At 39.3% G+C, this 12576-nt stretch carries 12 protein-coding genes; 7 read left to right on the top strand and 5 right to left on the bottom strand.

Annotation, left to right across the window (positions count from 1 at the left end; genetic code table 11):
- Positions 1-809: 809 nt before the first annotated feature.
- Both EZ456_RS18930 and EZ456_RS18935 read left to right on the top strand, forming a co-directional pair.
- Positions 810-1775 (top strand): lipid A deacylase LpxR family protein, encoded by a 966-nt coding sequence (locus EZ456_RS18930; RefSeq protein ID WP_131532851.1) that lies wholly within the window; start codon positions 810-812, stop codon positions 1773-1775.
- The gene (locus EZ456_RS18935; protein ID WP_131532853.1) at positions 1775-2884 is read left to right on the top strand and encodes an acyloxyacyl hydrolase; all 1110 of its coding nucleotides are present in this window, start codon (positions 1775-1777) and stop codon (positions 2882-2884) included. Before EZ456_RS18930 ends, EZ456_RS18935 begins: the two co-directional genes overlap by 1 nt.
- On the opposite strand, the gene EZ456_RS18940 is transcribed toward EZ456_RS18935, so the two are convergent.
- The 3 genes from EZ456_RS18940 to EZ456_RS18950 are packed head-to-tail and all read right to left on the bottom strand — an operon-like array spanning position 2881 to position 5320.
- On the bottom strand, positions 2881-3240 hold the full coding sequence (locus EZ456_RS18940; RefSeq protein WP_131532855.1) for a CoA-binding protein: 360 nt from the start codon (positions 3238-3240) through the stop codon (positions 2881-2883). The genes EZ456_RS18935 and EZ456_RS18940 overlap by 4 nt on opposite strands.
- A gap of 37 nt (positions 3241-3277) precedes the next feature.
- Entirely contained in the window at positions 3278-3745 is a 468-nt protein-coding gene (locus tag EZ456_RS18945; RefSeq protein ID WP_131532857.1) for a DinB family protein, read from the bottom strand.
- A 33-nt stretch (positions 3746-3778) separates the two neighbouring features.
- Positions 3779-5320: an NAD(P)/FAD-dependent oxidoreductase gene (locus EZ456_RS18950; RefSeq protein WP_131532859.1), complete on the bottom strand. Its 1542-nt coding sequence runs from the start codon at positions 5318-5320 to the stop codon at positions 3779-3781.
- A gap of 553 nt (positions 5321-5873) precedes the next feature.
- On the opposite strand from EZ456_RS18950, the gene EZ456_RS18955 reads away from it, so the two are divergent.
- From EZ456_RS18955 to EZ456_RS18975, 5 genes are all read left to right on the top strand, one after another.
- On the top strand, positions 5874-6455 hold the full coding sequence (locus tag EZ456_RS18955) for a LemA family protein (RefSeq protein WP_029275651.1): 582 nt from the start codon (positions 5874-5876) through the stop codon (positions 6453-6455).
- An 83-nt stretch (positions 6456-6538) separates the two neighbouring features.
- Positions 6539-6982: a TPM domain-containing protein gene (locus EZ456_RS18960; protein ID WP_131532861.1), complete on the top strand. Its 444-nt coding sequence runs from the start codon at positions 6539-6541 to the stop codon at positions 6980-6982.
- A gap of 3 nt (positions 6983-6985) precedes the next feature.
- Positions 6986-7762: a TPM domain-containing protein gene (locus EZ456_RS18965; RefSeq protein ID WP_131532863.1), complete on the top strand. Its 777-nt coding sequence runs from the start codon at positions 6986-6988 to the stop codon at positions 7760-7762.
- A 98-nt stretch (positions 7763-7860) separates the two neighbouring features.
- Positions 7861-8250, top strand: coding sequence for a hypothetical protein (locus EZ456_RS18970; protein WP_131532865.1), 390 nt, complete (start codon positions 7861-7863; stop codon positions 8248-8250).
- A 39-nt stretch (positions 8251-8289) separates the two neighbouring features.
- On the top strand, positions 8290-8838 hold the full coding sequence (locus tag EZ456_RS18975; RefSeq protein ID WP_205945133.1) for an NUDIX hydrolase: 549 nt from the start codon (positions 8290-8292) through the stop codon (positions 8836-8838).
- Positions 8839-8970: 132 nt separating this feature from the next.
- Here EZ456_RS18975 and dnaA read toward each other — a convergent pair whose 3' ends face one another.
- Positions 8971-10401, bottom strand: coding sequence for a chromosomal replication initiator protein DnaA (gene dnaA / locus EZ456_RS18980; protein WP_029275646.1), 1431 nt, complete (start codon positions 10399-10401; stop codon positions 8971-8973).
- A gap of 553 nt (positions 10402-10954) precedes the next feature.
- Positions 10955-12502, bottom strand: coding sequence for an acyl-CoA mutase large subunit family protein (locus EZ456_RS18985; RefSeq protein ID WP_131532867.1), 1548 nt, complete (start codon positions 12500-12502; stop codon positions 10955-10957).
- Between the last annotated feature and the right edge of the window lie 74 nt (positions 12503-12576).

The raw sequence follows: 12576 nt of genomic DNA on the forward strand, positions 1-12576 counted from the left end.
GCTACGCTACATTGACATCTCTTTTAAGAACTTATCGACCGTTAACCTCGCGGTTGGTCTTTTTATATATCTTCAAACTTCAGTTCGTTTAAGTCTTATTCGTCTTAAACATGTTTTCGTTTGTTTCAATCTTTTTTCGTTATCTTTCCGACATCCGCCGTTCCGATTTTCCCACTTCCTTTCGGTTGGGAGTGCAAAGGTAAGGATCTTTTTTAAACTTCCAAATAAAATAAATTTTATTTTCTCAGCCCCATTTTTTCACTCTTACCCTTATTTCAATAAGCTRATTTTATTCAGCTTYCCGTTCTTCCGAACCGGGCTGCAAAGGTAGYAATCTTTTCCACTYSCGCAATATTTATTTAAAATAAATCTCGCTCTCTTATCGCTCACGCCATCCTTTCAACAAAAACCCTTCCTCCGAAGCGGGATGCAAAAGTAGGAATTTTTAACACACAAGCAAAGCTTTTTTCCAGATTACCGAAGAACTTAACGTAAGTAGATGGTTTACAACTAGAAAAAATAATACAACAGGCAAAACTTTTTGTTATAATAGGTGTTAAAGCGGCCCAGCCATTTAGACTTCCGAAGTTTCCCAGGCTCCCCGCCCCTGAAAACTTCGGAAGTTTATGCCACCTAAACCCGACAGCAGTGGCAGCCCACGGTTTTTCTACTGGGGCTACAGCGAATTATAGGAATAACCCGTGTGCCCTGAATGGACTTCTGAAGACTCATGTGCAATTGGCAAGCATCTTATCGAAATTTTGAACAATAATTAATACTTTTATAGCTTTATTAAACCATCCATATAAATGAAGTTGATGCTCAAACTATACCTTTCTCTGCTATTTATCGGCATAGCAGAAATCGGTTATGCGCAAAATTATAAGAATGAGCTTGTTGTGATTTCTGAGAATGATGCTTATATCGATATTACGAGCGATCGTTATTATACAAATGGCGCTTTTATCAAATATAGGCATGCACTAAATGGAGAAAATTTAAAAGCAGGGAGAAGCAAAGAGATTATCGGTTTTGAACTTGGTCAAAAAATATACAATCCATACTATAGTTTTTTACCAAACCCCGCCCTACACGACCGCCCTTTTACAGCATATCTTTACGGCGAAGCAAATTATAGCCGTTTTTATACAAACAAACAAATGCTAAAGGTTTCTGCACAAATAGGACTTACGGGAAAAGACGCTTTGGGCGAAGAGTTTCAAAAAGCATTTCATAAACTGGTTGGTCAAAACCAGATTGAAGGATGGGAATACGGTTTAAACAGCGAACCAACATTAAGCCTAGGTGCAGAATACAATAAGCTTTTAGTGAGCACCAACAATAAAATATTCGATATTACAGGAACAACTTCTGCGGCAATTGGCAACGTGATTACGAAAGCAAATCTTGCTGCAATGTTCCGTCTGGGCAGATTTAATGATATGGATGGTTCCTCGGCTTTTAATAGCTTGGTGAGCAATAACAATACGAACAAAGCACAGCGCAAATACGAACTTTTTCTTTCGGTTAGCCCGCAGCTACATGCTGTTGCGTTCGACTCGAGTTTGCAGGGAGGATTATTTTTGAACAATAAAGGGCCAATCACCTTTAAGCCCAAACCGATTGTTTTTACCACTCAGGTGGGTTTAACTTTCGCCATTGCACGCTGGACAGCCAATTATACCGCCACTTTTACTTCGAACGAGGTTAAAAATAGTGCCACTGGCTACCGTTATGCCTTTTATAGTCTTGCTTACCGTTTTAGTAAAAGCTAATGAAAAAACAACTACTCTCTTTTATTCTCGTTATCATGGGTTGCACATTTGCTAAGGCTCAAATAGCTCCAGAAAATCATTCGATTATTTTTAAGCCTATTTTTGGCACACATATAAATAACGATCAGGGACACTTATTCCATGATCAGATTACAGGATTTGACGCTGCCTATTTCAAGGACATCAGCCAGAACAGCGATAAGTGGATCGGATTTAGTGGTGCCAAATCTTACGGGATCGGTTTTATTTTTAGAAATCTGAGCAAACTGAAAGGGACGCAAGATACCTCGACCAATGCATTTGGACAGGTATATGGATTAGTGGCACAAATGGATTTTCAGCTATTTAAAGTGGGGAAAGCCAAATTTAACTTTACACCAGGAGTAGGGTTAGGCTATACGAATAAATACTATTACAATAACACCAAAAATAGGTTTCTGGGAAGTCCGATTAATGAAACCATTAAAGCCGATTTAGGAATGGAGCTGCCAATGAGTAAATATGCGGATCTATTAGTAGGTTTCGGTTTTCTACATATATCTAACGGAGGCGCCACTGTTCCAAATGGAGGACTGAATACCGGAAACATTTATGTCGGGCTTAAACTCAATAATCCAAAAACATTAACTACAGAGCGAAAAAGCACCTACACCACTTTACAGCGTAATTCAATTGAACTTAGTGCGGGTTTAGGCGCAAGAGGTGTATTTGGAAATAGAACGAAAAGTTTATACAAAAGTGGTTTATATGCCGGCTACAACTTTTACCTGAATGATGTAATGTCGCTTAAGGCAGGGGCGGATGCGGTTTATTACTTTACCACCTTCGATCCAAACAACTATGGAGAAACCTTCCAGAATTATGGTAGTTCTTATGATAAGTGGCGGACAGGAATTAGCATTGGTGCCGATATCAATTTATGGCGTGTAACTGTTGCGGCACAGATTGGGAAATACATCCACTACAACAGGTTGATGGACAAAGCTTCCTGGTACTGGACATTCGGACCTACTTTTAACATTACTCCGCACATTGGTTTACAGGCAAAAACATATATGCACTTTGCACAGGCAGATTATGTAAACTGGGGCGTAGTTTACAGATTCTAATACTGACCAGTACTTAACAATACTAAAGTACAGGCTTCAACGGGTTCGATGTTGTGTTGTTCCAATAATTTTTCGAGCTTGTAGTTTTCAGTTCCTGGATTGAAAATTACACGTTTGGGTTTTGTTTCCAGGATATAATCGTGGTATTGAACCTGTAAGGATGGGCCAATGTATAAAGTTATGGTATCTATATCGGTATGAATCTGAACCGGTTTTTCAATTTCTACGCCTGCAACCTCTCCTGTTTTTATGCCCACGTTAACAATTTCGTGATTGAAGCGCTTGAGCATATTAGCCGCCTTATAGGCATATCTTGATGGGTTTGGCGATGCGCCGATAATAAGTGTCTTCTTCATAAAGTTGATTCCAAAAATTTATTAGACAGTTTAATTACTAAAATTTAGAAAGCAAAGCGATTTGACCAGAGTGATAAGCGTGGTGCTGTGCCAAACCACTTAAAAGCTCTACATTAGTTACCCCTGTTCCCAAAGCCGGATCTCGCTCACTCTTTACCTCATCATCCCATTGGTTATTTTTGATGGTTTCACAAAGCCGGATGAGTTCTTCATTTGCAATTTTAAAATTAAAAATAATACGCTCCCAAGCCTGGGGTGTCCCACTTTCGGGCACTGGCCAATCGCCCATTGCGGGTTCTGCTGCAGGTTTCCCACTCAGTCTTGAGGTAACCTCTTCTGTCCAGGCAGTTAAATGCATAGCAATTTCGGCAATAGAATGCGCACCTGGCACAAAGTGGCTAAACGCACTTTCAGGGTTAACGTTATTTAGTGTTTGCATTACATGGTTCCCATGCCAGGCATCTCCGTTAAATGCCTTTTTAATTTCGTTAGTGATATTAAACATACCAAAACAACAATTGGGGCAATATAAAGTTTGTTAAGATGCGTTTAATATTGCATTCGCACAGTTAATTCCATCTATGGCTGCCGATACAATTCCGCCGGCATAACCTGCGCCTTCTGCGCAAGGATACAAGCCCTTTACTTGAGGGTGCTGGTAAGTTTCTTTATCTCTCGGAATTCTGACAGGAGAGGAAGTCCTGCTCTCTACTCCTACCAGAATAGCTTCATTTGTATAATAACCTTTAATCTTTTTTCCAAACAGTGGTAATGCTGCGCGTAAGCTATCGGATACAAAATCGGGTAAAATATTATCCAGCATCGAACTTTTGGTACCAGGTAAATAGGAATTCTTCGGCAGATCGATAGATAACTTATTGTTCACAAAATCTACCATTCTTTGTGCAGGTGCTACCAAGTTTCCACCGCCGGCCTCAAAAGCCATTTTTTCAATTTCAGATTGAAAGTGCAACATTCTGAGCGGATCGTAACCTTGAACATCGTTTAAAGTAACCTGTACCACTGTTCCAGAATTGGCGTAAGGATTATTCCTTTTAGATGGCGACCAGCCATTTACCACAATTTCATTTTCCCCAGTTGAGCATGGCGCTATGATACCACCCGGACACATGCAAAAAGAAAATACCCCACGAGCACCAACCTGCTCAACCAAACTATAATATGCTGGCGGTAAAAACTCCGATCGGATATCGCAGTGGTACTGTGCGGAATCAATAATTCCCTGAGGATGTTCAATCCGCACGCCTAAAGCAAATGGTTTTGCCTCAATGAGGATATTTTTACTGTTCAACAATTCGTACACATCCCTTGCGGAATGTCCTGTTGCCAAGATAGCATCATCAGCGAACAACTTTTCTTCAAAATTTATCTCAATTCCTTTTACTTTCCCGAATTCGATTAAAATATCAGTCATCCGACTATCGAACATCACTTCGCCCCCAGCATTCAGGATCGTATCTTTTATAGAAGTGATAATATGTGGAAGTTTATTTGTACCAATATGTGGACGGGCATCGATAGCTATATCAGCTTCCGCCCCATGGTTCACAAAAACCTGAAGCACCTTATTAATATCACCCCTTTTATTGGATCTAGTATACAATTTACCATCCGAATAGGTACCCGCACCACCTTCTCCATAACAATAATTAGATTCGGTATTTACCAAACCCTGCTTATTTATGGCAGCCAAATCTCTCCGGCGTTGCTTTACATCTTTACCACGTTCGATAATAATGGGCTTTAATCCATTTTCAATACATTGTAACGCTGCAAATAACCCAGCTGGGCCAGCCCCGATAATAATTACGGGTTTAGCATCACTTACATTTTTATAGTTAATAGTGTATACTTCGGGAATGGCTTCCTCATCGACAAAAACTTTTACCTGAAGCCTGAATATCACTTTTCTCGAGCGGGCATCTATCGATCGCTTCAGGATTTCATAACCTTTAATTCTCGATCCAGGTAATTTTAAGGTTTCGGCCAGCTTCTGGTTAATTACCTCAGTTTGCTCTACCTCGTGTGGGAGCAGTGTAATTTCGATGTCTTTTTGCATATCATGTCAGGTTTTTATCCCGAACACTACAAAGATAAGTAACTATCAAGAATAATTAATAAGATTTACCTTTCTGCTGACACCATATGATAAAATTTATTTGTACACTCAGAAAGCAATTGCAGTATTACATAGGTCTTTTTCGTCCCGCTCTACCTCCTGCCCAGATAAAAACCTGTGAAACAAGCAAGCACACTATAGAATAATAAAAAAGCAGTGCTTAATCGGGGACATCCGTTCGATCTGGTTTAATTAGGTTATTTCTGTACCCCTATGTCGGTTTTCTGTGCCGCAACCCAGAGTACCTAGCCCCGATCGGAGCGGGCATCCCGATTTTTTCTATCGGGATAAGCGGAGAGCGGGACCAGCATAAAAAAAAGCGAAAAGTACTGCGCTCCAAAACAAAAAAACACCAATTAATCTCATTAAATTCAATGAGTAGCTTGTCAACCTGTCATATAATCATTCAAAGTGTAACATAGGCATGCAATTTGATATCTAATTCGTAAATTGACCATAAATCAATTCTATTAAAAAGACAAAAACCATAAAGATGAAAAGATTAATATTTGGAATTTTAGCTGCAGTTATTGCAGTGAGCACTTTAAGTTCATGCGGATATAACAGCATGGTTAAACTTGATGAGAACGTTAAATCGAAATGGGGAACTGTGCAAACCCAGTATCAAAGAAGAGCGGACCTCATTCCGAACTTGGTGGCTACTGTAAAAGGAGCTGCTAAATTTGAGCAGGGTACTTTAACTGCCGTAACCGAAGCACGTGCAAAAGCCACGCAGATGACGGTTAAAGCTGATGAATTGACTCCTGAAAACATCCAGAAATACCAGGCTGCTCAAGGACAATTGAGTCAGGCTTTGGGTAAATTATTATCGATCACAGAAAATTATCCTGAACTAAGGGCTACACAGCAATTCAGTGATTTATCGGCACAATTAGAAAGTACCGAAAATAGAATCACTGTTGCCCGTAAAGACTTTAACGATGCAGTACAAGAGTATAATGGCAAAATCAGATCGTTCCCTACCAATTTAACTGCTGGTATGTTCGGCTTTAAAGCTAAAGGATATTTTGAGGCCGATGCTACTGCAAAAGATGCCCCGAAAGTAGAATTTTAATATTCTCAACACAATATTTAAGGGTAGTGAATGTTTAGTAACTAAGCATTTATTACCCTTTTTACTTCATACAAAATAAGCACATGTCGTTATTTTCAGATATTGAACAAGAAAAAATAGCAAAAGCGATCTCAGATGCAGAAAGAGCAACTTCTGGAGAAATTAGAATTGCTATTGACAAACATTGCGCAGGCGATCCATACGAGAAAGCTATCGAGTATTTTACCAAGCTGGATATGGACAAAACAGCCAAGAGAAATGGGGTACTGATTTACCTGGCGCATGCCGATCATAAATTTGCCATTATTGGCGATGTAGGCATTAACCAGGTAGTACCTAAAAATTTTTGGGAAACAACCAAAATAGCAATGACTGCGCACTTTGCTAAAGGCGATTTAGCCGATGGCATTATTGCAGGGGTAGCATTGGCCGGAGAAAAACTAGCCTTATTCTTCCCCCCTCAAAAAGGCGACATTAATGAATTGCCAAATGATATCATTTTTATGGATAACCTAGAGCACAAATAAGCGATGAAGAAAATATTCCTTTTCTCGTTACTGAGTTTATTATTCACATTCGCCTTTGCACAGGATTTTCCAGAGAAGCCCAATACTTTGGTTAATGATTATTCGAATGTGCTGTCTGCCGATCAAAAGCAGCAATTGGAAACTAAATTGGTGGCTTTTAATGATTCGTCATCAACACAGATTGCTATAGCGATACTAAAATCAGTCGGCGATTATGATATTAACGAATACGCTGTAGAACTGGGCAGAAAATGGGGAGTTGGCCAAAGTGGCAAAAACAACGGTATCATGATTGTTGTGGCTGTTGGCGATCGGAAAATCTCTATCCAAACAGGTTATGGCTTGGAAGGCGCACTGCCTGATATTTATGCCAAGCGTATTATTGATAACGATATTAAACCCAATTTTAGAGCAGGAAATTATTATGCCGGCCTAGATGAAGCTACTACTTCAATTATAAAATATACCAGGGGCGAATATAAAAATGATAATCCAAAAGCTTCTTCAAAGAAAGGCGGCGGAGGTGGCAGTATTGTGATTATTATCATTATTGTAATCGTAATCATCATCTTTATGAGAAAAGGTGGCGGAGGCGGCAGTGAAGTAATTGGCGGTCGGGGTGCATCTAACGCTTTGTTCTGGGCCATGCTTTTTGGAAGCGGTGGCGGTGGCCGAAGCAGCGGTGGCTGGGGAGGCGGTTCTTCAGGCGGAGGAGGAGGCGGATTCGGTGGTTTTGGCGGAGGAAGCTTTGGTGGTGGTGGTTCTAGCGGAAGCTGGTAACTTTAGTCTTTAGTCTTTAGTCTTTAGTTCGGAACCGTTTTCATTTTGAACATTACACAACAATACAACTTTCCAACAGATTAAACATTACAACAATAATGTACAGAAGAGATTTAATTACAGCAGAAATACAGAAACTCGCACAGGTTTTGGCCCGTATTATGGGGCTAAAGTTAGAAGGTAAGTTGACTGAAGCCAATCAACTTTTTGACGAGACAATGGAAGGCGGCTTTCAATTGCCGAAAGAAATTCTGAAAAATGAAGATATGGCTGTTTTTGAAAACTGGTTAACTGAGGGTAACCTTCCTCCAGAAAAACTCGACTCGCTGAGCGAATTCCTATATTATGAATTAGGCATAAGTCCAGATAGAAACCAAATGATTGCTCCAAAGCTGAATTTAGTCTATCAACACCTGTCAGATCGACACAAGATTGTACATTTGGTAAACCTGCACCGTCAGAAAACTATACAGCAATATTTACGCTAAACACCACGCGCATGGCGCTAAACAAAATAATATAAATAAATGATTATAGAAAAGTGGCAAAAGCTTGCCTCTAAATACTTAGTAAGGGAAAAGTGGGCTACCTTGAGGGTAGACGAAGTTAAACTCCCCGATGGCATTATAAAAGACGATTATTATGTTTTAGAGTATCCGAACTGGGTTAATGCAATTGCAATAACCACTGAAGGAAAAATAATTATGGTTCGCCAGTACCGCCATGCGGCCGATATTGTTTCGCTTGAAGTTCCGGGCGGAGTGATTGACGGCGATGAAGCACCTGAGTTTGCTGTTAAACGTGAACTTTTAGAAGAAACCGGCTACAGTTTTAAAACCTGCAAACTTATTGCCGAGCTTTACCCTAACCCTGCAACATCGAACAATAAAACTTTTACCTATTTCTTAACAGGTGGGATTAAAACGCATGAGCAGCATTTAGATGAACATGAAATATTAAATGTTGAAGAATATACTGTTGAGGAGGTAAGGCAACTGGTTAAGGAAAATAAAATAGCACAGGCATTACACGTTGCTGCTTTACTCTATGGCTTAGCTGAACTGGAAAAGCTTTAATTTATGCTTAACAGAAAACTATACAATAAAGGCCAGATAAAATACCTGGCCTTTATTGTTAACGCATAAACTTTTGGACATGAACGAAAGATTTTATTTAAACCCTTCTATCTTTCTGTTCCTGAACTTAGTTTAGCTCATTTTTAATTTCTTTTGGATATCGTGTACGTAAGCTTTAAACTTTTTATCCGTATCAATTAAATCTTCTACGGTTTGGCAAGCATAAATCACTGTACTGTGATCGCGGCCACCAAAGAAAGCACCAATTGTTTTCAATGATGATTTAGTATGACTTTTAGAAAGGTACATCGAAATCTGACGTGCCTGAACAATTTCGCGTTTACGTGTTTGGGATTTTACCATATCAACAGGAACCTCGAAATACTCGCAAACCAATTTCTGGATGTATTCCATTGAAATTTCTTTAGATGTATTTTTAATGAAGTTCTTCAACATCTGCTTAGCAAGGGCTAAATCGATTTCTTTTTTATTCAAAGTGGCCTGTGCCAAAAGAGATACCATAGCACCCTCTAACTCACGCACATTGTTATCAATGTTGTGTGCCACATATTCTACCACCTCGCCTGGTAACTCAATACCATCAGCATACATTTTCTTTCTTAAAATAGCAATACGCGTTTCCAGATCAGGAATCTGCAGATCTGCAGATAAGCCCCATTTAAAACGGCTTAACAAACGCTCTTCCAAACCAGCTAAATCTTTCGGTGCTTTATCAGATGTTAAGATTACCTGTTTGCCCGATTGGTGTAGGTGGTTAAAGATGTGGAAGAAAATATCCTGTGTTTTTTCTTTACCGGCAAAGTTGTGTACATCATCCATAATGATCACATCCATCGCCTGATAAAAGTTAACGAAATCGTTAATGGTGTTGTTTTTTAATGAATCTACAAACTGTTGGCAGAATTTCTCACAGCTTACATAGATCACCAATTTATCTGGCATGCTGCGTTTAATCTCGTTACCGATCGCCTGTGCCAAGTGCGTTTTACCCAAACCTACTCCACCGTAAATCATTAAAGGGTTAAAAGATGTACCACCTGGTTTAGCCGCTACAGCGTAACCTGCAGAACGCGCCAAGCGGTTGCAATCTCCCTCAATATAATTTTCGAAAGTATAGTTAGAGTTTAATTGTGGATCAACATTTAATTTTTTTAATCCAGGGATAATAAAAGGGTTTTTAATATCCTTATTAATGGAAACCGGAATCGGCATCGATTGTACCTTTGCCTCCGCACCATTTCCATTTGAGGGCATATTGGTAGTATAAGGATTACCGCTGTTTGATGATTTATCTACAACGATGTTATATTCCAACCTGCCATCCTCTCCAAGTTGTTTTTTTACAGTCTTGCGTAGCAAGCCTACATAATGTTCTTCAAGCCATTCGTAAAAGAACAAACTTGGCACCTGTATAGTTAAAACCTTACCTTCCAATTTAAGGGCTGTTATTGGCTCGAACCAAGTTTTGAAACTTTGACTCGGAATGTTATCCTTAATAATTTGAAGACAGTTCTTCCATACTTCTGTACAAGTTTTTTCCATTGCGATTTCTATAATTTATTGGTTTACAGTGCCTATTCGAATTAAAGGGATGGTCCGTTTAGGGACTACGAATATTGAGAAAATTATCAACATTTTAAACAAAAATTTCAAATAAATCGTAACGTACTGATAAGGAATATAGTAGCCCACTTAACCTCAATTTTTTATGTTGATAACTATTTATTAACACTGGTTATCCACATTAACTATTATTTAACATCATCATCCTCTCATCACTTCGAATCGCTGTTGAAAAAGCAAAATCTAAGCCATTTCAGACACTAGTTAAGCGTTTTAGTCTTTTTTAATTTCGAATAAACTGAAAATCAAAGCTATAAGATAAATAAATTAATATTAATTTAAGACCATCGTTTAAATTGATTTTAGATTATTTCATAACCCTTTGTTCTTGTATGAATTTTACGACAGTTTTGCCCATTATTCTAAGATCAATGAACGAGGTATTTGTTCATTTTATTATCGTTTCATTAAAAGCAGAATTCCATTAATTTTAAACTGGAATAAAGCGCAAAATCAGTGTACTTAAACTTCCTTAATAAACGCCAAAAGTACTCCTAAACACATCTGCAATTTCGCCCAGTGTAGCATACTTTTCAACCGCATCTATAATCAATGGCATCAAATTGTCTTCGCCTTTAGCGGCTTCATGCAATCTTTGCAATGCTTTTTCTACAGCATCATTATCGCGGGTTGTTTTTAAATGTTCCAGTTTTTCAGATTGCAGCTTCCGGATAGAATCATCTACATTAAAAACCTCCGTCAGGCCTTCTTCCGCTTGGGTAAACTTATTTACACCTACCGAGATCCTTTCTCCGTTTTCGATCTCTTTTTGATATTGATAAGATGCACCAGCAATCTCATTTTGCATGTAGTCGCTTTCGATGGCATTAACCGAGCCACCCATAACATCTATCCGATCGATATAAGCCCAGGCAGCAGCTTCGACTTCATCGGTTAAGCTTTCTACAAAGAATGATCCAGCCAATGGATCTACAGTATCGGTAACACCACTCTCGAAGGCAATGATCTGCTGGGTACGTAAAGCAATTTTTGCAGCCGATTCGGTTGGCAATGAAAGTGCTTCATCATAACCATTGGTATGCAAGGACTGGGTTCCGCCTAAAACTGCAGCCATAGCCTGGTTGCTTACCCTGATTACGTTGTTTAAAGGTTGTTGTGCAGTTAAAGTTGAGCCTCCGGTTTGGGTATGAAATCTTAGCATTTGGGCTTTTTCGTCTGTAGCACCCAAATCTTTGGTAATCTTGGCCCACATCCGCCTTGCGGCTCTAAATTTTGCTATCTCTTCGAAGAAATTATTATGGCAATTAAAGAAGAACGATAAGCGTTTTGCAAACACATTAATATCTAAACCTTTATCTAGCGCTGCTTTCAGGTAGGTTTTTCCGTTGGCCAATGTAAAAGCAAGTTCTTGTACGGCGGTTGATCCAGCTTCTCGAATGTGGTAGCCAGATATAGAAATGGTATTCCACTTCGGCACCTCTTTGCTGCAGAACTCAAAAATATCGGTGATCAAACGCATCGATTGCTTTGGCGGATAGATATATGTCCCCCTCGCCGCATATTCTTTTAAAATATCATTCTGAATGGTTCCCGAAATCTGTTTTAAATCTGCTCCTTGTTTTTTAGCCAGCGCAATATACATGGCCAATAAAATTGAAGCCGTTGCATTGATCGTCATCGAAGTGGTGATGTCTTTCAGCTCAATACCATCAAATAAAATTTCAATATCCTTTAACGAATCGATAGCCACGCCCACCTTACCCACCTCTCCATCGGCCATTTCATGATCAGAATCGTAACCAATTTGCGTTGGAAGATCAAAAGCAACAGATAAGCCCGTTGTTCCTTGGGCCAATAAATAATGATAACGCTTGTTCGATTCTTCAGCGGTCGAAAAGCCAGCGTACTGTCGCATCGTCCATAAGCGGCCCCGGTACATATCCTTCTGGATCCCCCTGGTAAAAGGAAATTCGCCCGGCAGCTCTTCCATTGCTTTCGCTTTGGTATATAGCGCTTTTATTTCAATGCCTGAAGTGGTGGTGTGCTTTTTTTCGCTCATAATTGGTTAGTTCATTAGTTCAATGATCATTGGTGCATTAGTCAAGCTAAGTTGGTTAATTGTGTATATTTTGC

The organism is Pedobacter psychrodurus, from assembly GCF_004331735.1.
In the GTDB taxonomy this organism is placed as follows: Bacteria; Bacteroidota; Bacteroidia; order Sphingobacteriales; family Sphingobacteriaceae; genus Pedobacter; species Pedobacter psychrodurus.